Source organism: Rhodococcus sp. MALMAid1271 (assembly GCF_049195265.1).
Taxonomy (GTDB): Bacteria; Actinomycetota; Actinomycetes; order Mycobacteriales; family Mycobacteriaceae; genus Rhodococcoides.
This window is the reverse complement of the sequence record NZ_JBMIRQ010000091.1, coordinates 1-20,027: the sequence shown is the minus strand read 5'-3', so window position 1 is coordinate 20,027 and position 20,027 is coordinate 1. Positions and strand designations below refer to the sequence as shown.

22 protein-coding genes are annotated in these 20,027 nt (G+C 65.0%); 12 read left to right on the top strand and 10 right to left on the bottom strand.

What is annotated here, in order from left to right:
* The first annotated feature begins 43 nt into the window (after positions 1-43).
* Genes ACOQFP_RS14205 through ACOQFP_RS14195 form a run of 3 tightly spaced genes read left to right on the top strand, consistent with a single transcriptional unit; the run spans position 44 to position 1,863 of the window.
* A complete protein-coding gene (locus ACOQFP_RS14205) occupies positions 44-1,000 on the top strand; it encodes an alpha/beta hydrolase (protein ID WP_206486778.1) in 957 nt (318 codons plus the stop codon).
* Positions 1,001-1,016: 16 nt separating this feature from the next.
* A complete protein-coding gene (locus tag ACOQFP_RS14200) occupies positions 1,017-1,376 on the top strand; it encodes a VOC family protein (protein WP_206486779.1) in 360 nt (119 codons plus the stop codon).
* Between the two features lie 10 nt (positions 1,377-1,386).
* A complete protein-coding gene (locus ACOQFP_RS14195) occupies positions 1,387-1,863 on the top strand; it encodes an SRPBCC family protein (RefSeq protein WP_206486780.1) in 477 nt (158 codons plus the stop codon).
* Here the strand turns inward: ACOQFP_RS14195 and ACOQFP_RS14190 are convergent.
* Both ACOQFP_RS14190 and ACOQFP_RS14185 read right to left on the bottom strand, forming a co-directional pair.
* Positions 1,829-2,710 carry a PE-PPE domain-containing protein gene (locus ACOQFP_RS14190; RefSeq protein WP_206486781.1) on the bottom strand — a complete coding sequence of 294 codons (882 nt, stop codon included), beginning with the start codon at positions 2,708-2,710 and terminating at the stop codon, positions 1,829-1,831. The two genes, ACOQFP_RS14195 and ACOQFP_RS14190, sit on opposite strands and share 35 nt — an antisense overlap.
* Before the next feature lie 75 nt (positions 2,711-2,785).
* Positions 2,786-4,186, bottom strand: a complete 1,401-nt coding sequence (locus ACOQFP_RS14185; RefSeq protein WP_421584678.1) for a WS/DGAT domain-containing protein — start codon at positions 4,184-4,186, stop codon at positions 2,786-2,788.
* Between the two features lie 193 nt (positions 4,187-4,379).
* Here ACOQFP_RS14185 and ACOQFP_RS14180 point away from each other — a divergent pair, with 193 nt between their 5' ends.
* Complete coding sequence (locus ACOQFP_RS14180) at positions 4,380-5,732, top strand: sialidase family protein (RefSeq protein ID WP_206486783.1); 1,353 nt, start codon at positions 4,380-4,382, stop codon at positions 5,730-5,732.
* Between the two features lie 62 nt (positions 5,733-5,794).
* On the opposite strand, the gene ACOQFP_RS14175 is transcribed toward ACOQFP_RS14180, so the two are convergent.
* Together ACOQFP_RS14175 and ACOQFP_RS14170 are read right to left on the bottom strand one after the other, a co-directional pair.
* Entirely contained in the window at positions 5,795-6,616 is an 822-nt protein-coding gene (locus ACOQFP_RS14175; protein WP_421584677.1) for a hypothetical protein, read from the bottom strand.
* Between the two features lie 108 nt (positions 6,617-6,724).
* Positions 6,725-7,303 (bottom strand): TerD family protein, encoded by a 579-nt coding sequence (locus ACOQFP_RS14170; RefSeq protein ID WP_206486785.1) that lies wholly within the window; start codon positions 7,301-7,303, stop codon positions 6,725-6,727.
* Between the two features lie 228 nt (positions 7,304-7,531).
* On the opposite strand from ACOQFP_RS14170, the gene ACOQFP_RS14165 reads away from it, so the two are divergent.
* Positions 7,532-8,281, top strand: coding sequence for a DUF1906 domain-containing protein (locus ACOQFP_RS14165; protein WP_421584676.1), 750 nt, complete (start codon positions 7,532-7,534; stop codon positions 8,279-8,281).
* Between the two features lie 165 nt (positions 8,282-8,446).
* Here the strand turns inward: ACOQFP_RS14165 and ACOQFP_RS14160 are convergent, their stop codons facing one another.
* A complete protein-coding gene (locus ACOQFP_RS14160) occupies positions 8,447-9,304 on the bottom strand; it encodes a hypothetical protein (RefSeq protein WP_206486787.1) in 858 nt (285 codons plus the stop codon).
* A 302-nt stretch (positions 9,305-9,606) separates the two neighbouring features.
* On the opposite strand from ACOQFP_RS14160, the gene ACOQFP_RS14155 reads away from it, so the two are divergent.
* Complete coding sequence (locus tag ACOQFP_RS14155) at positions 9,607-10,827, top strand: mannosyltransferase (protein WP_421584675.1); 1,221 nt, start codon at positions 9,607-9,609, stop codon at positions 10,825-10,827.
* Here ACOQFP_RS14155 and ACOQFP_RS14150 read toward each other — a convergent pair.
* Complete coding sequence (locus ACOQFP_RS14150) at positions 10,769-11,053, bottom strand: 4a-hydroxytetrahydrobiopterin dehydratase (RefSeq protein ID WP_421584674.1); 285 nt, start codon at positions 11,051-11,053, stop codon at positions 10,769-10,771. The genes ACOQFP_RS14155 and ACOQFP_RS14150 overlap by 59 nt on opposite strands.
* A gap of 14 nt (positions 11,054-11,067) precedes the next feature.
* Between ACOQFP_RS14150 and ACOQFP_RS14145 the strand changes: the two genes are divergently transcribed.
* Positions 11,068-11,493 carry a (deoxy)nucleoside triphosphate pyrophosphohydrolase gene (locus ACOQFP_RS14145; RefSeq protein WP_206486789.1) on the top strand — a complete coding sequence of 142 codons (426 nt, stop codon included), beginning with the start codon at positions 11,068-11,070 and terminating at the stop codon, positions 11,491-11,493.
* Here ACOQFP_RS14145 and ACOQFP_RS14140 read toward each other — a convergent pair.
* Positions 11,459-11,635 carry a hypothetical protein gene (locus tag ACOQFP_RS14140; protein WP_206486790.1) on the bottom strand — a complete coding sequence of 59 codons (177 nt, stop codon included), beginning with the start codon at positions 11,633-11,635 and terminating at the stop codon, positions 11,459-11,461. The genes ACOQFP_RS14145 and ACOQFP_RS14140 overlap by 35 nt on opposite strands.
* A gap of 175 nt (positions 11,636-11,810) precedes the next feature.
* On the opposite strand from ACOQFP_RS14140, the gene typA reads away from it, so the two are divergent.
* The 5 genes from typA to ACOQFP_RS14115 all read left to right on the top strand — a co-directional run bounded on the left by typA (position 11,811) and on the right by ACOQFP_RS14115 (position 17,293).
* Positions 11,811-13,748 (top strand): translational GTPase TypA, encoded by a 1,938-nt coding sequence (typA, locus tag ACOQFP_RS14135; protein ID WP_206486791.1) that lies wholly within the window; start codon positions 11,811-11,813, stop codon positions 13,746-13,748.
* A gap of 103 nt (positions 13,749-13,851) precedes the next feature.
* Complete coding sequence (locus tag ACOQFP_RS14130) at positions 13,852-15,645, top strand: ABC transporter family substrate-binding protein (RefSeq protein WP_206486820.1); 1,794 nt, start codon at positions 13,852-13,854, stop codon at positions 15,643-15,645.
* Positions 15,646-15,683: 38 nt separating this feature from the next.
* The gene (gene mshB, locus ACOQFP_RS14125) at positions 15,684-16,592 is read left to right on the top strand and encodes an N-acetyl-1-D-myo-inositol-2-amino-2-deoxy-alpha-D-glucopyranoside deacetylase (protein WP_421584705.1); all 909 of its coding nucleotides are present in this window, start codon (positions 15,684-15,686) and stop codon (positions 16,590-16,592) included.
* A gap of 44 nt (positions 16,593-16,636) precedes the next feature.
* On the top strand, positions 16,637-16,795 hold the full coding sequence (locus ACOQFP_RS14120; RefSeq protein ID WP_008714214.1) for a hypothetical protein: 159 nt from the start codon (positions 16,637-16,639) through the stop codon (positions 16,793-16,795).
* A gap of 45 nt (positions 16,796-16,840) precedes the next feature.
* The gene (locus ACOQFP_RS14115; protein WP_206486792.1) at positions 16,841-17,293 is read left to right on the top strand and encodes a hypothetical protein; all 453 of its coding nucleotides are present in this window, start codon (positions 16,841-16,843) and stop codon (positions 17,291-17,293) included.
* On the opposite strand, the gene ACOQFP_RS14110 is transcribed toward ACOQFP_RS14115, so the two are convergent.
* The 3 genes from ACOQFP_RS14110 to ACOQFP_RS14100 form a co-directional block, all read right to left on the bottom strand.
* Positions 17,220-17,921: a uracil-DNA glycosylase gene (locus ACOQFP_RS14110; RefSeq protein WP_421584673.1), complete on the bottom strand. Its 702-nt coding sequence runs from the start codon at positions 17,919-17,921 to the stop codon at positions 17,220-17,222. The two genes, ACOQFP_RS14115 and ACOQFP_RS14110, sit on opposite strands and share 74 nt — an antisense overlap.
* An 18-nt stretch (positions 17,922-17,939) precedes the next feature.
* The gene (locus tag ACOQFP_RS14105) at positions 17,940-19,388 is read right to left on the bottom strand and encodes a PH domain-containing protein (protein WP_421584704.1); all 1,449 of its coding nucleotides are present in this window, start codon (positions 19,386-19,388) and stop codon (positions 17,940-17,942) included.
* A gap of 77 nt (positions 19,389-19,465) precedes the next feature.
* Positions 19,466-19,945 (bottom strand): PH domain-containing protein, encoded by a 480-nt coding sequence (locus tag ACOQFP_RS14100; protein WP_341244453.1) that lies wholly within the window; start codon positions 19,943-19,945, stop codon positions 19,466-19,468.
* Positions 19,946-20,027 lie beyond the last annotated feature (82 nt).

Here is a 20,027-nt window from a genome sequence, read left to right as displayed (position 1 = left end):
TCCCCGGGACGGTCGGGTCGATACGAACAAGGGGACAATCTCCATGCTGCATGCTCGGATACGAGGTCTGGTGCTCGCCGTTGTGGCGGTCTTGGTCGCCGCGATGGCAACGGTCCTGATGGGGACCGGTGTGGCGAAGGCCGATTCCGAGCTCGTCTACGTCTACTCACCGTCGATGGACAAGAACATCCCGATCAAGGTGCTCGAGGCGGCCGGCGGCGGACCGGCACCCACGCTGTATCTGCTCGACGGCCTGCGCGCACCCGAGAACAACAGCGGCTGGCTGATCGAGACGGACGTGGAGCAGTTCTTCGCAGACAAGCACGTCAACGTGGTCATCCCGTTCGGCGGCGGCGGAACCTTCTACTCCGACTGGCAGCGCGACGACCCCAAGCTCGGACGGGTGAAGTGGGAAACCTTCCTCACCCAGGAGCTGCCACCGGTGATGGCCGATCGTTTCGGCAGTGACAACGTCAACAACGCGGTGGCAGGTCTGTCGATGAGCGGCACCTCTGCGTTGAATCTCGCCGCCCACCGGCCCGACTTCTACAAGGCGGTCGCGTCGTTCAGCGGCTACCCGACGGCCAGCAGCCCCGGATTCGCGCAGGGCATCTCGGTGGCGGTCGGCGAGATGGGCGGCAACGCCCGCAACATGTGGGGCGCGTGGCCGTCCGCGGACTGGATCCGCAACGACCCGTCCCTGAACGTCGGTGCGCTGCGCAACACGGCAGTCTTCGTCTCCTCGGGAAGTGGCTCGCCGGCAACGGATCCGGTGTTCAACCCGGCCAGCAGCAGTTTCGACCCCGTGAAGTTCGCGCAGATGGTGCCGCTGGAGACTGCGGCGGGCATCAGCAGCCGCGCATTCGTTCCTCTCCTTCAGGCGGCAGGCGGACGGCCCAACGTCAAGATCACCGGCACCGGTGTGCACTGGTGGAACCACTGGGAGCAGCACCTGCACGAGGCATGGTTCGAGACTATTGCCCCCGCGCTCGGTGGCTGATCGTTACGCTGTCGCCATGACGACTCCGAGGATCACCGTCGACTACACCGTCCTCGACTGCCCGGACCCTGCTGCTCTCGCCCGGTTCTACAGCACCATCCTCGGGTGGGAATCGGTGCGTGACGACGGAGACTGGGTGGTGGTGCATGGACCGGGCGAATTGCGTTTGGCATTCCAGCAGGCACCAGATTTCACCCCGGTCGACTGGCCGAACGAGGGCATCAAGATCCATCTCGATCTGGTGGTGGACGACATGGAGCAGTCTCGGGACTTCGTCGTCGCCGCCGGTGCCGAATTGATCGACCACGAGCACTCCTCGTTCTGGGTGTTCCGCGATCCCGCGGGACACATCTTCTGCCTGTGCAAGAGAGGCTGACGAATTCACTATGACCGACAACAACGCCCCGGTGCTCGTCGAACGCTCGACTGTGGTGCAGGCGGACGCGGCAACCGTGCACGCTCTGATCGACGATTTTCACGAGTGGGTGAAATGGTCGCCCTACGAGGGACTCGATCCGGATCTGATGCGTACGTACGCCGGTCCCGACGCCGGAGTCGGAGCCTCGTATGCGTGGTCGGGTAACCGGAAGGCCGGGGCCGGGACGATGACCATCATCGAATCGGTGCCAGGCGAGCTCGTCGTCCTGGATCTCGAATTCACCAAGCCGTTCAAGAATCGAAACGTCACGGCGTTCGTACTGGAACCAGCTGCCGACGGAACCCACGTGACCTGGCGGATGTCCGGAAAACAGAACCTGCTCTTCCGCCTGATCGGGTCGGTCTACCCGGTAATGGACAAGCTCGTCGGTTCGGACTTCGAGAAGGGACTCAGGCAACTCGCCGCTGTTGCAGAGCAGGGCTGAGCGTCCGCTCGCGCAGATCTTCCTGCTCGGTGAGCCAGCGAGCGAGAACCTGGCAACCCGTCAGATCGCCCTCGTAGGGTTCACGCGCGTACGCGATGTGTCGGCCGCCGCCGGGGTTCGCCCACTCGAATCTGTGCCACCGCATCGACTTCGGTAGGTAGCCGGCGATCTCGGTGGCTGCGGTGCGGAGGCGTCGGACATCGTGCACCCACTGCGAGGGCCGCAGTCGGGTCCGAGTGGCGTTTTGGAAACTGTTGCTGCGTAAAAGTTTCCATAGCTCGCGCAGCCAGATTCTCGGAGTCCGAAACGACATCCATCGGGTGAGGTCTGCGATATCGCGAATCAGGCTGTCGTCGCTGGCATTGCAGATCATGTCGGACTTCAGCCCGATCCACTTGACCGGAATCGACTCGGGCAGAGCCGGACCCACGCCGGCGACGCCGCGTCCCGAGCAGTCGCTCACCGCACCCGCGGGTTGTTGGGGATCGGACACCAGGCCCGCAGCGACGATGCGAGTTCCGTCGATCGTTCCGTCGTGAATCAGGCCGAGCACCTCGCGTACGACGGTTGCTCCCTGCGAGTAGCCGATCAGGGCGATCGGACCGGTGGTGGCATCGATCGCGCGAGAAAGTCGCCGGACGCCGATGTCTGCGCTGTGGCGATACGACAGTCCACCGAGCGCGACGGGACCGTACGAGGCCGGATAGCCCACCCACTGACCGACGAAACGATCGTCGAGTGCGCTGGTCACGGAGGCGAGCAGCCCGGTCACCCGAGGCCGGTGGTCGGAAGGGCGCGATTCCCCGGTACCGCCGACCGCGAGTACGGTGACCTGTTGCTGGCTCATGACTGCCAGTCTGGCCTGCGAACCTGAGCTCGATCCCCCGCAAACACTGAGAAATACCTGGCATTCGCCCCCGGATCACGTCAGCGCGGTTCGTACCTCACGGAAGGTTTCGCGCAGGAGTGCCTCGTACCGGTCGGGGTCATGGACGGCCGCGCTGTTGGAGGTGATCCCGACGGTGACGGTGTTGCCGATTCCGTGGATTCCATGGGTCAGGCTCATGGCGGGGGAGAGTGCGGGGAAGCCTGCGGTGAACCGGACCGATCCGCCGCAGAAGGTGAGGTCTGCCGCGCCGCGCGAGACACTGGATACGACGGTATTGCCGGTGACTGTCGGCGGAATCGCCGTCGGATCGAACTGCGCGACGCCCCATTCGGCCAGAAACGCCGGCACATGGGTCTCTGCTGCGTCCTGTGATGCTCGGGCCGCCGTCGACAGTGGATGGTTCGCGCGGGTTCTCCGCGCGGTCAGATCCTGCGAGATGAGCAGCATGCGAGTGCGGATATCGGGTTCGGTGGGAAAGAGCCCGACGCCGACGTTGCCGAAGTTGTTTCGGGCGTCCGGACGCGCTGCTCGCGCGAGTGTCACCTCCGCGGCCAGATCCGATGCATCGCCGAGGAAGCGTTGCAGGGCAATCGATATCGCGGTGAGCGCGAAGGTGGTGACGGTGGTGTCCGAGGTCTGCAATTCGGCCTTGGGTAGCACGATCGTCCGAATGGACGTCCGGCCGGCGGGCGCAACGTCGACAGTGGTCAGGGCCCGAGACTGTGCGGGGCGGGGAACCGACCCGGATTCGGTGGCGCGTTCGAGTATCTCGGCATCGCGTCGCGCACGAAGTCCGCCGCGAACGAGCATCGCCACCTGAAACGGAAGGGTGGACACGGCCCGCGCGACCGATTTCAGCTCGGCTGCGGTCGAGCGTGAGTGGCACCCGCGCGCGGGCGGGAGTCGATGGAGACCGAGGAGATCGCGAGCAGTCTGTGATGCCAGCGACCCGTCGGCGGCCGCGTGCGAAAGTTGCAGCACGACAACGCCGGCCGCCCCGTCACCGCCGGGTGCATCGGTCACGTTCGGGTACAGGTGCAGATGCCATACCGACACCCTCGGGTCGACCTGATGCTCGAACGATGCTGCGATCGCATCGAGGCACTCGCTCCAGGTGAGCGGCGACCGGTGGACGGAGATCGCCCCTGCGCCTGGCTGGGCTGCGGTCCACCGTGGGTAGGTCAGACGCAGTGGGCCATCGGTGATGTGCGTGCGCAACACGTCGATTCGAGCGCTGCGTTCGAGCAGACGTCGCACTTCGGTGTCGAGGTCGCCGGGCCCGCGATCGAAGCAGTACAGCAGAAATTGGTCGCTCGGAATCTTCGCCGCCATCCAGTGCGCACGCGCATCGACCGGGTGCAGACACGGCGTGGCGCAATGGCGCTCGGGGCGTTTGTCGTCGGGTCGAACACGGGGCAGTCGAACACGAGGCACCCGAGGAGCCTATTCGCTGCGACGCGAATCCACCGGTAGCAAACGAACCGGTCATGTTCTGTGACTTGTCACCAACGATGGTCGAGGACTTCTTCGACTGCCTCGCCGGCTTCCCGCAGTCCCGGCACTAACCTGGGGTGATGAATCGTCCTCCCCCGTGCTCAGGATGCGGTGGCAGCACCGGGTGGGTGTCGTGACTCCCAGGGTCGCCTCGGGCTACCGGGCCGGTCTCCGTGCGTCCACCACCGCGGCGGCATCGGCCGACTACGTCACCGACATCTCCTATACCGAGTACGGCTCCGCGGCCTGCACCCTCGGGGTGGCGACGGACAACACCGTGTTTCTCGCCCCTGCATTCACCGTCGACGGCGTCGCAGTGTTGCGCTCATCGGATTTCGGTGAATCCTGGCGCGCATCGGTTCCGCAGGGCGCGCAGAACAGTCGCCATCGGTCGTACCTGTATTTCGACGACGTCGACGACCGGCTGTTCGTCAATGCAGGAAGATTCGACGCGGTACCGCCACATCCGCTGCGAACAGGCTTCACTCTCGGAGTCAGCGACGACCGCGGTGAAACCTGGCGTACCAGAACAGTGGCATCGAAGGCCAGGATGGCCGCGAAGATATTCGCCGGTCCGCGACGGTCGAGCCCGGGCCGGGTCACCTACCTGTCGGCTCCGACCCCGTTCGCTGTACGCGTGCGGCCCTTCGTCAACGTCACCCGACAGGTGATCTGGCGTTCCTTCGACGGCGGTGTGAAGTGGGAGATGGCCGGCGGGTTCGACATCGATCCGAAGAACATTCCCGGGCTACCGAGTCGGGAGTACGTCGCATTCGGCAAGGGCGTCGTCGGTCCCGACGGCACGGTGTACATCGGCGGCCGCTACGGTCGGCGATTCGCCGTGGCGGTCAGCCGCGACGAGGGCCTGCACTGGGATGTACGGATGGTGCCGGGTTCTGCGCTGGCGAAGTACCACAATCCACTGCATTTTCTGCTGAGCGGTTCACGCTATCTGTTGCCCGAGTCGACGGCCGTCGACGACGACGGAAACGTCTACGTGGTGTGGCCGGACCGCGACGGATTGCTCCACGCTGCATGGTCCGGCGACGGGGCGGTGAGCTGGTCGAGACCGGTGGTGGTCTCGGCCCCCGGAGTTCGCGACGCCCGCTTCGGGGCTATCACCGCCACGGGGTCCGGGCGGATCGGTATCGCCTATTACGGACGCGAGAAGGGGCGTGCGTTCCACGGGTTCATCGCCCAGTGCCGCGACTTCGGCACCGAGGGGCCGGTGTTCGTCGGCGGTCGGTACAACGAACTCGATGCGCCGCTGTTTCCTCACGGCTTCTGTAGTGACGTCCGCGACGTTCTACTGGGTCGCTCGCTCAACGAGCTCGTTCGAGTTCACTTCGCCCCCACCGGCGATCTTCTGACCGGGGCGGCGATGCAGATGCGCGGGCGGAATCGGCAGCGCCCCTGGGCACCGCGCTCGCGGCGCACCGAGAGGCAGGCAGTATTGGGGCGGCTGGGCCGGGCAGTCGACGCGTGAACAGCCGAAAGGCCCGGCAGCGCTCTGCTGCCGGGCCTTTCGGAGCGTGCTGTGCGGTCGCGTCAGGCGACGTTGATCATTCCGACGGTGGGGAAGAAGAAGCAACTCTTGGCGGTTCCGTCGAGTCCCGTGTGGTTCACGGTGCCGAACACCGCGGCCAGGACGGTTCCCGATCCGGTTTCGACGGGCACCGCGCGGGCCCCTGCGGCGGGCAGCGAATCGATCGCGCCGATGACGAACGGCCGGACGATCTCTTTCGCAGCGTCGGGGACGCCCGAGTTGGTCAGGATCGAATCGGCGAGAGTGGTTGCCAGGCCGCCGAAGTCGGCGAATCCGCCCTGCAGCGTGTTGACGTTGAACCATGCAACCTGCATGCCGGTCTTGTCGGCCGAGTCGTTGACGATGCCAGCCGGGACGAAGGCGAACATCGTCTCGCCCTTGTCGACAGCGTTGAGTTCGGGAATGGTGATCGACGGCAGGCCGGGAAGCGTGGGGATCGCAGGCACGCTCAGCTGTGGCCACGGGCCTGCTGCTCCGCCCGCGACACCCGGAACGATGCCGAGGGGTGATCCCGGTGTCGCGGCGCAGTTGATGGCTGCCGTCGGGTAGAAGAACGGAGTGATACCGAAGTCGGTCAGCGCCTTGTTGGCAGCGTCGAGCGCCGCGAACGGATCGGCGTTCGCCTCCTCTGCGACCGGGGTACGCGAGTCGGCGATTGCCGTCGCGGCCGCAAGGGACGCTCCGCCCTGGCCCTGCAGTGCGGCGATCGCCTGAGCGAGCGGATCGGCCGGTGCCGGATCTGCCGCCGCAGTGGCGGGAACTGCGAGCAATGCCGCGCAGGAGAGCGCGACTGCGCCCGCCAAACGGCTGAGGCGTCGAGACATGTGTGACTCCTGTGACTGATGTGGCCTATGGTGTGTGTGCGCTGATATCACCACACATCATCTGGGCCTCACAAGTTCTGTTCTATTCCGTTGTTCAATCGAGACGGTTCACCCCACGTCGATTCCGAAATCGCGCACGATCCCCTCCAGGCCCGATGCATAGCCCTGCCCGATTGCGCGGAACTTCCACTCGGCTCCGCGGCGGTACAGCTCGCCGAACACCATGGCCGTCTCGGTGGAGGCATCCTCGCTCAGGTCGAAGCGCGCCAGCTCGCGGCCGTCGGACTTGTCGACCACGCGGATGAAGGCATTGACGACCTGGCCGAAGTTCTGGCCCAGGGCATCGGCATTGTGAATCGACACCGGGAAGACGATGGAGTCGACGTCGGGAGTGAGGGCAGTCAGGTCGACGTCGATGCTCTCGTCGTCGCCTTCGCCTTCGCCGGTCCGGTTGTCGCCGGTGTGCTCGATGGCACCGTCGGGGGAGCGCAGGTTGTTGTAGAAGACGAAGTAGAGGTCGCTCAGCGCCTTTCGCGAGGTGCCGAGGCCGATCGCGCTGGCGTCGAGGTCGAAGTCGCCGCCGGTGGTGGCGCGGACGTCCCAGCCCAGTCCGACGGAGACGGCGGTCAGGTTCGGTGCTTCCTTCGTCAGTGAGACATTGCCGCCCTTGGCGAGAGTTACGCCCATGTCCATCCACTCCTTTGCGTGTTCTTCCGTGCATCAGTGTTCCCCACCTTATTCATGCTCACCTTCGCGGTGCCCGAGTTGCCGATGTGGACCACGGGGGAACTGTGTGTGGTGTGAGCAGTGGGGCTGGCGGTGCCGATGGGATTGTGGTGGGATACGACAAAAGATCACAAATTAGCAGTGGTGGTGCAGTTCTGTGGGTAGGCGCGCCGCGGCGATCGAGCAACAATGGAGATTTCTGTGCAGGTTTCGCGACGTGAACTGTTCAAGTACGCCGCTGCAGGGTCCGCCGCCGCTGTGGGATTGGTGGCCTTGGGAACGACCACCGCACACGCCGAGGCGGTGCTGGGGACTCTCGTCGACTACTCGGGCGGGGTGCCGTCGGCGTCGGCGATCAAGGCGGCAGGCCATCTCGGGGCCGTTCGCTACGTCTCCGATCGTCGGCCCGATGCCAAGTGGATGATCGGCAAGCCGATGCTCAAGAACGAAGCCGATGCGCTGACCTCCGCTGGGCTCGAGGTGGTCTCGAACTACCAGTTCGGCAAGGGGGCGACCTCTGATTGGCGCGGCGGCTACGCGGCGGGCGTCAAGCATGCCGAGCGCGGACTCGAACTGCACCTGGCTGCCGGTGGTCCCACGGACCGTCCGATCTACGTCTCGATCGACGACAATCCCACGGCAGTGGAGTTCGCGACTGCGATCGCGCCGTACCTGGTGGGGTGGCAGTCGGTGATCGGGGCCGAGAACACCGGAATCTATGCCAATTCACCGACTATCGAATTGGCCTCGGTGGCAGGTCTCGGCCAATGGTTTTGGCAGCACAATTGGGGGACACCGAAGGGCTTCGTTCACCCGGCCGCTCATATTCACCAGATCCGTATAGACAAGGATTTCGTCGGCGGAGTCACGGTCGATATCAATAATGTGCTGAAGGAAGATTACGGGCAGTGGTCCAAATCCACCGCCGAGGTCCTCTGAATTGCATCGATGTAATTCAGCGGTTCGATAGGCGGCAGCGCGACGTTCATCGCCCGTCGATGTGCCGCATTTCCGGTCTCGAAACCCATTCGAATGCAGTTCGCCCCCGCCGCTTCGATCGAAGCTGCGGGGGCGACGTGCATTCGAAGCACGATCGAGCAGGAGCTACGGAACGTAGACGGTGCCGATGGTGGGGAGGAAGGTGCAGCTGCGAGGTGCCGCAGACGGATCCTCTTTCGACTGTGTGGTGAGCGAACCGGAAATGACCGACAGCACACGTCCGGGGCCGGTATCGGCGATGGCAGACAGCGTGGCCGGGCCATCGGTGTTGATCATCGCTGCGCCGGTCAGGTCCTGGGTTCCCGAGCGGCGGTTGTCGATGTTGAGCCAGGTGACGGTAAGCGGTGCGGGCTGCTCGGCGGCGATGGGAGCGGTTCCCAGCGCAGTGAAGACGAAGCCCGCCTGACCCGCGGCCGGTCCGGGCGGAGGCAGTGTGGCCGGGCCCGGAACTGCAAGAGCGGTCCCGACCGAATCGGCGGTGTCCGAGATGCATCCCTTGCCGAGCGTGGGGTAGAGGAACTGAGCGATGACCGGGCCGTCGGTGGGCAGATCGGGTCCACCACCACCGGATCCGTCGAGGAACGTGATGACCGACTCGAGCAGCGACTTGACCTGCTCCGGTAGCTGCGCGGCCGCGAGCAGGGCGCGGGCCTGGCCCAGCAGATCTGCGGCCGGAGCGGCTCCGACGTCGGCAGGACCGGCTGCGGCTCCGACGATCGCGGGGGCGAACGAAGCCAGTGCTTCTACATCGCGAAGGTCGGGCAACGGCTCGCCGGGTGCGGGAAAGAACTGAGCGATCAGTTCGCCGGGATCGGCCGGTGCGGGAAGATCAGCGGGTGCCATGGGCACCAGTGGCTGCGCGGATGCGCTGGTCGGTACGACGAGTGCGGCGGCTGCAGCTACGGCGAATGCCGTCACGACGCGACGCGTTCCGCGAGTACGAAGCACGGTAATAATCCCCATTCTGATCATGACGCGGGCCCCCGGCGACAGCCGGTGCTCGAGGGGTCACTCTATGTAGCGCAATCCCCGATGTACAGCCGTTGCCGTCGAACCCTCCCCGTCGCATCTATGCCAGGGCAGTCTATGTGTTCTCCGGTACGAAATCTCCGCAGAGTCCACACGATAGCGTGTTACTGGAGTTGCCAGTGTTAAAGGTGATGCAAATGTTACTCGGGTGCCTATGCGGTTAGGGAAGGAAAGAGGCGACCTATAAGCTCAGCGATCGATATACGGCATCGATACCGAACGGAACCGCACGCACAGTGAACCGACTTGTTCGGCTGGCCCCCGTTCTCCTGGCAATCTCGGTGATCAGCCGATTCGTCTGGGCGTTCGTGACACCCAACGGTATGAATCTCGTCGATCTTCACGTCTACGTCGAGGGTTCGGCCGCGCTGCTCGGCGACAATTTGTACGACTACACCTACTCGGTGCAGACCCCGGACTTCCCGCTTCCGTTCACCTACCCCCCGTTCGCGGCGCTGGTGTTCTTCCCGCTGCACTATCTGCCGTTCACCGTGGTCGGCATCGTCTGGCAGGCGGCGACGATGGCCGCACTGTTCGCCGTGGTGCGGCTGGCGCTGTCGATGGTTCTGGGCGACGAGCGCAGCGCCGAACCTCGTTGGGTTCGTATCGCGATGGCCTGGACCGCGCTCGGGCTGTGGTCCGAACCCGTCCGTACGACGCTCGACTACGGCCAGGTCAACGTATTTCTGGTACTGCTGGCGATCCTTGCTGTGCGCAGCTCCCGGTGGTGGGTGGCAGGCGGACTCGTCGGCTTCGCTGCAGGAATCAAGCTGACTCCGGCCATCACCGGCCTGTACTTTCTGGCGACTCGGCGATGGAAGGCCGCAGCGTTCTCGGCCGTGGCCTTCGCAGTCACGGTCGCGGTCAGCTACGCGGCACTGGGGCAACAGGCAGCCACCTACTTCACGACGTTGCTCGGAGATGCCGATCGCATCGGCCCCGTCGGCTCGGTCTGGAATCAGTCACTGCGCGGGGCGCTGAGCAGGATCGTCGGCTCCGATGTGGGCCAGGGGCCGTTGTGGATGGCCGCCGCCCTGATCGCGACGGTTCTCGCGATCGCGGCCTGGCGCGGCATCGATCGCAGCGACTACCTCGGCACCCTGATCATCGTCCAACTCCTCGGCCTACTGATTTCGCCGATCTCGTGGTCGCACCACTGGATCTGGGTGATCCCGATGGTGATCTGGCTGATGCACGGGCCGCTCCGCGCGGTCGCCGGGGCGAGAATCGTCGCCGGCTACTGGCTGGTGACCGTCACAGTGGGCGTGCCGTGGCTGCTGAGCTTCTTCCAGGAATCGATCTGGACCATCCCGCGTCCCGCATTCGAGGCGTGGGCAGGGGCCGTCGACGTGATCGGATCGGCGCTGTTCCTCGGCTGGGTGGCCTATGCCGGTCGCGTCAGCGCTCCTCGATCAGAGCATCGATCCGACGTGCCATATCGACGTCCTTCCGAGTGAGGCCACCGGCAGAGTGGGTCGAGAGCACGAACGTCACCGACCGCCATCTGATGTCGATGTCGGGGTGGTGGTCCGCTTCCTCTGCGGCATCGGCCACCTGATTCACCGTTTCGATCGCCGCTCGGAACGACGCGAGTTCGACGGTTCGTGTCAACGATTTCTGCGCTACCGTCCAGTCGGTGAGCTGGGCGTCCTGAATGTCGCGGTCGGTCAGCAATGCGGTCATAGAAGGATGGTGACATGTCCGGTACCCCCACGGCGGTGGTTGTCGCAGCCGCGTTGACCGAGGACGGCATGGTGCTGCTCGCGCAGCGAGCTCGTCCTGTGGAGCTGGCGGGACGCTGGGAGCTACCTGGGGGAAAAGTGGAACCGGGGGAGTCCGAGCAGGCAGCGCTGGCACGTGAGCTGCGTGAAGAGCTGGGCGTCGAGTGTTCGATCGGAGCGGCACTTCGCGGCGATGCCGACCTACCCGGCGGGCTGGTGCTGCGCGCCTACCGCGCTGAATTGATCTCGGGAACTCCTGCAGCGCTGGAACATTCGGCTCTTCGGTGGGTGGATGCGGAGGCGTTGGCCAGAATGGATCTGGTCGACGCGGACCGGTTGTGGATACCTGAACTGCGGGAAATTCTGCTCACTTCGCCCGGGCGGCCTTCAGGCCTTTCTTGAGTTCCTTCTTGGTGGCACCTGCCGATTCGAGCTTCTTCATTCGCATGATGACCACCGGACACTTGATGCAGCGAACCTTTTTACGACAGCATTTTTTCTTGGGCTTCATTCCCGAGACATCTTTGGCCTTTACCTTGCCCATGAGCACCAAGACTAATGGGTGGCGCAGGTCACAGACCTGAGGGTGGCGCGGGACACCGTCGGACTACGGGTAAACTCGATCAGTCGCGAGAACCTCGCGGTGCAGCGCGCTTCTCTAGCGACATAAGCCCGCTAGCGAACAAGAGCCCGCATTCGACTCCAGGAGAATTTTTCGCGTGAGCGCCCCAAGCAGTGCAGACAACATCGACAGCACCACAACTTTTCGCAACGTAGCCATCGTTGCACACGTCGACCATGGCAAGACCACCCTGGTCGACGCCATGCTTCGACAGTCAGGCGCGTTCGAGGAACGTGCCGAAGCGATCGACCGCGTCATGGACTCGGGTGACCTCGAAAAAGAAAAAGGCATCACGATTCTGGCCAAGAACACGGCCGTGCACCGACGCAACTCCGACGGCACCATGACCGTCATCAACGTCATCGACACCCCCGGCCACGCCGACTTCGGCGGAGAGGTCGAACGCGGCCTGTCCATGGTCGACGGTGTCGTCCTGCTCGTCGATGCCTCCGAGGGGCCGCTGCCGCAGACTCGTTTCGTACTGCGCAAGGCGCTCGCGGCATCCCTGCCGGTGATCCTGGTCGTGAACAAGACCGACCGTCCCGACGCACGTATCGAAGAGGTCGTCTCCGAGAGCCACGACCTGCTTCTCGATCTCGCGTCGGATCTCGACGACGAGGCATCCGAGGCCGCCGAGCTGGCCCTCGACCTCCCCGTGCTCTACGCCTCCGGCCGTGAGGGCAAGGCGTCGAAGGTGCAGCCCGAGAACGGTCAAGCTCCCGACGCCGAGAACCTCGACGAGCTGTTCGAGGTGCTCCTCAGCTACGTCCCGGCTCCCAAGGGCAATGTGGACGCACCGCTGCAGGCCCACGTGACCAACCTCGACGCGTCGGCCTTCCTCGGTCGCCTCGCTCTGGTTCGTATCCACAACGGTCAGCTCTCCAAGGGCCAGACCGTGAGCTGGATGCGTGAGGTCGACGGCGAGCCCGTCGTTCAGAAGGCCAAGATCACCGAGCTGCTCAACACCATCGGCGTCGAGCGCGTCCCCGGCGAGAAGGGTGTCGCAGGAGACATCGTCGCCGTCGCAGGCTTCGCCGACATCATGATCGGCGATACCCTCGCAGACCTGGAAAACCCGGTCGCTCTGCCGCGCATCACCGTCGACCAGCCGGCCATCTCGGTCACCATCGGTACCAACACGAGCCCGCTCGTCGGACGCGTCAGCGGACACAAGCTCACCGCGCGGATGGTCAAGAGCCGTCTGGACCAGGAGCTCATCGGTAACGTCTCGCTCAAGGTCCTCGACATCGGTCGCCCCGATGCGTGGGAGGTGCAGGGTCGCGGCGAGCTCGCTCTCGCCATCCTCGTCGAGCAGATGCGTCGTGAAGGATTCGAGCTCACCGTCGGCAAGCCCCAGGTGGTCACCCGTCAGGTCGACGGCAAGCTGCACGAGCCCTTCGAGGAGCTCACCGTCGATACCCCGGAGGAATACCTCGGCAGCGTCACCCAGCTGCTCGCCGCACGCAAGGGCAAGATGGTGCAGATGACGAACCACGGCGCAGGCTGGGTTCGGATGGAGTTCATCGTTCCCTCGCGCGGTCTGATCGGCTTCCGTACCGATTTCCTCACCGACACCCGCGGCACCGGCATCGCCAACGCGGTCTTCCACGGGTACGCCCCGTGGGCAGGCGAGATCCGAGCCCGCCACACCGGCTCGCTCGTATCGGACCGCAACGGCTCGGTCACCCCCTTCGCCATGATCCAGCTGGCCGACCGCGGAACGTTCTTCGTCGAGCCGGGTGCCGATACGTACGAGGGCATGGTCGTGGGCATCAATCCGCGTCAGGAAGATCTCGATATCAACGTCACCCGCGAGAAGAAGCTGACCAATATGCGTCAGTCCTCGGCAGACGTCATGGAGACCCTGGCCAAGCCGAAGAAGCTCGACCTGGAAATGGCCATGGAGTTCTGTGCAGGTGACGAGTGCGTCGAGGTGACTCCGGAGGTCGTCCGCGTGCGCAAGGTGCACCTCGACTCCAACGAGCGGGCCCGTGAGCGTTCACGTAGCAAGACTCGCGACAAGGCTGCTCTGTAAGAATCGTTTGTGCGGCGGAAGCGGCGTGTCACCTTCGTGGGGCGTCGCTTCTTCCGTCTCGGTAGCCACACCACGAAGGAGATCCTCGTTGCGCAAGGTGCTGATGCCGGTGGTTCTGGTTTCTGCCATGGCTCTGGTACTTGCAGCGTGCACCGCGGATCCGCCACCGCCGATCGAGAGCGTGGAGACCCCGGTCAGTACCACGATGGTGCCGGCCAAGACCGGTGATCCGGTGGTCGTCGCCATCGACGACGTGGGCATCGGGTTCAACCCGCACCTGATGGCAGACCAGTCACCCGCCACGGCAGCAGTGAGTTCCCTGGTGCTGCCCAGTCCCTTTCGCCCCGTTCGGAATCCCGCCACCGGGATCACCACCTGGGAGCCGGACATGTCGTTGCTGATCTCGGCCGAGGTGGTATCGCAGTCGCCGTTCACCATTCGGTATCAATTGCAGAACGCAGCTCAGTGGTCCGACAGTGCGCCGATTTCGGCCGAGGACTTCCGCTACCTGTGGCAGCAGATGATCACCCAGCCCGGGGTCGTCGATTCCGCGGGGTACGGCCTGATCACCGGCGTCGCGGCCTCGGGTGGCGGCAAGACGGTCGATGTGACACTCCGATCGCCGTATCCGGCCTGGCCCCGCCTGTTCGCCGATCTCGTGCCCTCACACCTGCTCAAGGATTCTCCCGGCGGGTTCCAAGGTGGTCTGACAGACAACGTTCCGGTCTCGGGTGCGCGATTCAACATCAAGACCGTCGACCAGGGCAGGGACGAGATTCTGCTCGAGCGCAACGATCGCTTCTGGGGCGAGCCGGCATCCCCCGATCAGATTCTGATCCGGCGAGGCGGAACCCCGGCCCAGCTCGCCGATTCCCTGCGGTCGAGCGATGCTCAGATCGCGCAGGTCACGGGCGACTCGGCTCTGCGGGCCCAGCTCTCGGCGATTCCGGGCGTGCGGACAGGCACCATTCCGCAATCTCGGGTGCTGTCGATGACGGTGAACGGTAGAGCGCCGAACATGGCCGATGCCACTGTGCGGCAAGGAATTTTCGGTCTACTCGACCCGAATCTGCTGGCTACGGTCGGATCGGGCGGCGCAACGGATCGCCGCGCCGCAGCGCAGCTGCTCTCGCCCTCCGATCCCGACTACACCGCGACATCACCTGCTCCCATCGGCACAGCAGCCGCCCTCGACCTGCTGCGTAGCGCCGGCTTCGTCTCGACGCCGGATGCGCTGGTGACATCGACACCGAAGGTGGACACCCCGGCCACCACATCCCCGTCCCCGACGAGTACCACGCCGACGGGCAGCGCTGCGACCACGAGTGCGCCGGTGCCCGGAGTCGATCGCCTCGCCGACGCGTCCGGAACCGCGTTGAGGTTCGTGATCGGTGCCGTCGAGAACGACGACGTCGCGCTCGCTGTCGCGGGAACCGCCGCGGACGAACTGGTCGGGGCAGGCATCGATGCGACGGTGACTGCGCTGCCCCCCGAGGAGTTGTATTCCACGGCCTTGACCGACGGCACCGTCGACGCGGTGATCGGCTGGACCAGCGCGGGCGCAGACCCGGCAACGGCGCTGGCCTCCCGATTCGGCTGTGTCGCAGATCCGGCTCAGGACGGTCAGGACCCCGCGCCCGCCCCGCGGAGCCTGTCTGGCCTGTGCGTTCCCGGCCTGCAGCCGACGATCGACAAGGCCCTGGTGGGCGGTCTCGATTCATCGGTCATTCGCAACGACATCGAGCCCCAACTGTGGTCTTTGGCGTCGACCCTGCCGATCATGCAGGACTCGTCGGTGGTGGCGGCAGTTCCCGGGATCACCGGCGTCTCGTTGACGGGCCCGGTCGAGGTGGGCATTTTCGCCGACGCCGCACAGTGGATTCGGACGCCCAGGTGACCGAGCAACTCGAGCAACGACCGAAGGCAGATCAGGCGATGACAGAGCAGACGTTGACGGAACCGCAGCGACTACTGCTGGTGCACGCCCATCCGGACGACGAAACCATCACTACCGGGGGGACCATCGCGCATTACGTTCGCGCCGGGGCCGACGTGACGGTGCTGACCTGCTCGCTCGGCGAGGAGGGGGAAGTGATCGGCGAGGCCTGGGCCGATCTGGTCGTCGACCGTGCGGATCAACTCGGCGGCTATCGCATCCTGGAACTGCATCGCGCGCTCGCGGCCCTGGGCTGCAACCCGCCCCGATTCCTCGGCAGTGCCGGTCGTTGGCGCGACTCGGAGATGGCCGGAACCTCGGCCGCCCGCGATCCGCGCGCGTTCGTCAATGCCGACCGCGGCGAGGCGCTCGGGGCGCTGGTGAAGGTCATTCGTGAGCTTCGGCCTCAGGTCGTCGTCGGATACGACCCCGAGGGCGGCTACGGCCACCCCGACCATCAGCAAGTGCACTCGCTGGTGACCGAAGCGGTCGAGGTCTGCGGAACCGATGCCCATCCCGATGCCGGACTGCCCTGGGAGGTGTCGAAGTTCTACTGGACCGTCACCGGCGAGGAGCAACTGCAGTCGGGCCTCGCCGCGATCGACGAGATTCCGGCGCACTGGCGGATGCCGGTCGAGGGGGAGCTACCGAGTGTGCCCGAGACCATGATCACCACCAGTATCGACGTTCGCGGTGTGCTCGACGCCAAGCGCGACGCCCTGCGTGCCCACGCCACCCAGGTCACCGTCGCACCGTCGGGCCGCGAGTACGCACTGTCCAACGACATCGCCCAACCGATCCTGCTGGACGAGCAGTACGTGCTCGTCCGCGGCGAACTCGGTGCCGATGAGACGGGCAGGGAGACCGACCTGTTCTCCGGCGTACTAGGCTGTGTTCCGCATCACTGAATTGGCCACAGAACTGGTCTCACCACAGCAGGGGCGGAACACACATGTACAACTGGGTAGTGCAGGACGCGATCGTCGCGTTCGTCGATTCTCTCAAGCCGCAGTTCGGCGCGCAGGCAGATCTGTACCAGTACGTTCTGGGTCAGATCGCGATGGGTGCGTCCAACCTGCTCACGTCGCTGGGCTATCCGCCGGTTTCCTGAGTGCCGGTGCACTGACCTAGCCGGGGTCAAGGCAGTATTGGACGCATGATCTCGAAGGCCGCATCCAATACTGTCGCCCTGGTGTCCTGGGCCACCGTCTCGGTACTGGTGTTCGACGGCTTTCTGTCCGGGATTCTGTCTGTCGTCTTTCTTCCTACCTATCTCGGGTCGATGCAATTTCCCATCAGCGCCCTGCTCGGCGGGATCGCCAACGTGGCCTTGATCGTTGCTGCACGCAAAGTTGCCGAACGTCCGATCTGGGTGGCGTCGCCCCTGCTCGGATGGTTTGCCGCAGTGGTGCTGTGCATGCTCGGCGGCCCGGGCGGCGACGTCCTGTTACTCGCCGATTGGCGCACCATGTTGCTGATCATCGCTGGAGCGGGCCCCGCCGGAGTGCTGCTGTTCATGTATCGGATGAAGGCAATCACAGCAAGCGTGCATGCCGACCCGCATCCCGCAGCACATCCTCGATCATCCTCGGAGTCAACAGTCCGGTGAAGGTGTTTCGCTGGCTCACGTGATAGCTGGCGAATACCGTGATCGATCCCGACTCGAGCCGAACTCCGTGACCGAACTTCGGCGCAGGTCTCGGTATGTCCCAGCCGTTGGCGGCGAGGATCGGCAGAAGTGACTGCCAGCCGAAGGCGCCGAGAACGAGAATCGACCGCAATGTCGGACGCAGCAATCGCAGTTCGTCGTCCAGCCACGGCTTGCATCGGTCGCGCTCGGCGGGCGTCGGCTTGTTCTGTGGTGGCGCGCAATGGACGGGGGCGGTGATGCGAACTCCGTTGAGCGTCAACCCGTCTCCGAGATGGGTTGCAGTGGGCTGATTCGCCAGCCCGACCGCATGCATCGCGCGATACAGTACGTCCCCACTGCGGTCGCCGGTGAACATCCGTCCGGTGCGGTTGGCGCCGTGAGCGGCCGGCGCGAGTCCGACGATCAGCATCGCTGCATCGGACGGTCCGAATCCGGGAACCGCTTTACCCCAATAGTTTTGGCCGGCAAATGCCGCACGCTTGTCCTCGGCCACCTGCTCTCGCCACCGGACCAGGCGAGGGCAGGCCCGACAAGCGGACACCGCTGTGTCGAGCTCGGCGATGGTCCGTGGGCGCGTCTTCTTCATGCCGGCCATATCGTCATCTCACGAACGACTGAGCCAGATGTCTCCGGCCCCCGGGGTCACGGCGTCGATCATGGCCCACGCGTTCTCGATGGGGATGTCCACCACCTCGTAGTGTCCGACCCCGGCCGGAGTCGCGGCGACGATGGTGGCAACCCCGGCCCGCCGCTGAAAGAACGTCTGCCGCACCGTCCAACCGATGATGCCCGCTGCCTCCAGGCTGTGCCGATTCCTGTCCAGCGAGCCGTGCTGGGTGATGAGCCAACCGGGGAGCACCGCGTGGCCCAGTCCGCGGTAGCGATCGTGAGCCAGCCCGACGGCCGCGACGAACAGCACCCCGGTGGCGATCCAGGCGAGGATCGGAATGGGCGCGCCGAGATACTGCGCACTTCCGATTCCGGCTGCCACGACCAGGACCGGTAGGGCCGCCCTGGTGTACCGGCGTCGCCGCGCTGCAGGCCCGTGTTGGAGCAGGGGCAGATCCGCGCCGCCGTGCAGGCCGGCGTCGCCGAGCACGGTGTTCATCATGCGCAGAGCTTCGGTGCGCGGTGCCTGGGGGAGAAGCAGGGAGGATTCCTTCTTCTCTGCACTGACGCCGGTCATGATCGCATCGAGCCTGGCCCCGCTCACCGCCCGCAGCAGTAGTGGCTCGGACAACGAGGTGCCGCGCAGCCGTTTGCGGTCGAGCGTCGACTGGCGGGTGCGCAACAATCCGTGACTGACATGCAGGGTTCGGCCCTGATCGGTGACCGTCAAATTGGCATAGGCCACCAGGTAACGGACACAGGCGAAGATGCTCGACACGACGAGCAGCACCACCAGCGCGACGACGACCAGCGCAGTGATTCCGAATTGCTCGGCTGAGTCGATACTGTTCGAGACCACCGAAGACTCGGCGAGCGTCTGCCCCAACCCGTACTGGAACAGCACGCCGATAGCAGCGGCGATGGTGACGATGCCGGTGATCGAGAACGGTGCGAACCGTACCCACGAGAACTGCCAGTGCGCGATCTCCACACCGGGATCCGCCGCCGTCGCAGGCGTGCCATCGGTCGCCGGGATCTGGCCCGACACGCGCTGTAGCAGATCGCCGCGCAGTGCCGGAACCAGTGAGGTGTCGAGTGCGTTGAGCTCGAAGGTCTCGCCCTTGCCTGCCTGCTGACCGGTACCGATACGCAGAATGGACAGCCCGAGCACCCGATGTAGTACGTTCGCTTCCACATCGACCGAGCGAATCCTGTTGCGCGGTATCGAGAGAAGCTTCTTCTGGAACACACCGGTGCGCAGTTGTACATGCACCGGACCGATCCGGTAGCTGGTGGTGAACCAGCGCAGAATCGCGAACACCACGACCACCGCGAGGATGCCGAGGCTCCAGAAGTGATTACCGCTCTGACTGCCGACGAAAAAAGACACCAGCAGAACAGGCAGGATCTTGACACCCTCGTTCACCGGATGCACCAACAGCATGCGCTTGTCCAGACGCAACCACGGCTGCTCTTCCTCGACGGCCAGCAGTTGCGCCTCTTCGTTGGAACCGTCCGCGGTCACGTTGCGTCACCGACCGTGCGCCCTGCGATGTCGGTGAGCCGGGCGACGGTGTCGTCGGCGACGCCCTGATCGAGCGCTGTGATCTTCACCGCTCCGGCGGAGGATGCCGTGGTGACAGTGACGGTTGCCAACCCGAGCAGCCGATCGAGCGGTCCACGCTCGGTGTCGACCGTCTGCACTCGCGAGATCGGAGCGATGCGTCGTTCCTGCGAGAGCCAGCCGGTGCGGGTGTAGACAGCGGTGTCGCTGATCTCCCAACGATGTACGCGATACCGCCAGGCCGGCACGATGGCGATGTGCAGCGCGGCCAGTACGGCCGAGACGACGAGGACGGTGACATGGGGCCACGACGTTCGATCCGTGTCGATCAGGGCCCAGACGATCTGGGCGATGAAGACCGGCAGCCACATCAGTCCGGCACTGAGGGCCCAGAGCAGGCGTGCTCGGGGAGACGGTCGCAACTGCGGATCGGTCATCGTTATCACGGGTACAAACCTAGAGGTGTCGTTTGCTGTCCACCACCCCGGTCGTGCGCCTTTTGCGCACCTCCAGGTACGC

Excerpts from the sequence above, each read along its gene's own strand:
- ACOQFP_RS14195 (WP_206486780.1), top strand. The coding sequence starts at position 1,387 with ATGACCGACAACAACGCCCCGGTGCTCGTCGAACGCTCGACTGTGGTG.
- ACOQFP_RS14160 (WP_206486787.1), bottom strand. The coding sequence starts at position 9,304 with ATGGGGATTATTACCGTGCTTCGTACTCGCGGAACGCGTCGCGTCGTG.
- ACOQFP_RS14100 (WP_341244453.1), bottom strand. The coding sequence starts at position 19,945 with ATGACCGATCCGCAGTTGCGACCGTCTCCCCGAGCACGCCTGCTCTGG.
- ACOQFP_RS14140 (WP_206486790.1), bottom strand. The coding sequence starts at position 11,635 with ATGGGCAAGGTAAAGGCCAAAGATGTCTCGGGAATGAAGCCCAAGAAA.
- ACOQFP_RS14105 (WP_421584704.1), bottom strand. The coding sequence starts at position 19,388 with ATGCTGTTGGTGCATCCGGTGAACGAGGGTGTCAAGATCCTGCCTGTT.
- ACOQFP_RS14165 (WP_421584676.1), top strand. The coding sequence starts at position 7,532 with ATGGAGATTTCTGTGCAGGTTTCGCGACGTGAACTGTTCAAGTACGCC.
- ACOQFP_RS14120 (WP_008714214.1), top strand. The coding sequence starts at position 16,637 with ATGTACAACTGGGTAGTGCAGGACGCGATCGTCGCGTTCGTCGATTCT.
- ACOQFP_RS14110 (WP_421584673.1), bottom strand. The coding sequence starts at position 17,921 with ATGAAGAAGACGCGCCCACGGACCATCGCCGAGCTCGACACAGCGGTG.
- ACOQFP_RS14170 (WP_206486785.1), bottom strand. The coding sequence starts at position 7,303 with ATGGGCGTAACTCTCGCCAAGGGCGGCAATGTCTCACTGACGAAGGAA.
- mshB (WP_421584705.1), top strand. The coding sequence starts at position 15,684 with ATGACAGAGCAGACGTTGACGGAACCGCAGCGACTACTGCTGGTGCAC.
- ACOQFP_RS14190 (WP_206486781.1), bottom strand. The coding sequence starts at position 2,710 with ATGAGCCAGCAACAGGTCACCGTACTCGCGGTCGGCGGTACCGGGGAA.
- ACOQFP_RS14175 (WP_421584677.1), bottom strand. The coding sequence starts at position 6,616 with ATGTCTCGACGCCTCAGCCGTTTGGCGGGCGCAGTCGCGCTCTCCTGC.
- ACOQFP_RS14150 (WP_421584674.1), bottom strand. The coding sequence starts at position 11,053 with ATGACCGCATTGCTGACCGACCGCGACATTCAGGACGCCCAGCTCACC.
- ACOQFP_RS14115 (WP_206486792.1), top strand. The coding sequence starts at position 16,841 with ATGATCTCGAAGGCCGCATCCAATACTGTCGCCCTGGTGTCCTGGGCC.
- ACOQFP_RS14130 (WP_206486820.1), top strand. The coding sequence starts at position 13,852 with ATGCCGGTGGTTCTGGTTTCTGCCATGGCTCTGGTACTTGCAGCGTGC.
- ACOQFP_RS14145 (WP_206486789.1), top strand. The coding sequence starts at position 11,068 with ATGTCCGGTACCCCCACGGCGGTGGTTGTCGCAGCCGCGTTGACCGAG.
- ACOQFP_RS14205 (WP_206486778.1), top strand. The coding sequence starts at position 44 with ATGCTGCATGCTCGGATACGAGGTCTGGTGCTCGCCGTTGTGGCGGTC.
- ACOQFP_RS14200 (WP_206486779.1), top strand. The coding sequence starts at position 1,017 with ATGACGACTCCGAGGATCACCGTCGACTACACCGTCCTCGACTGCCCG.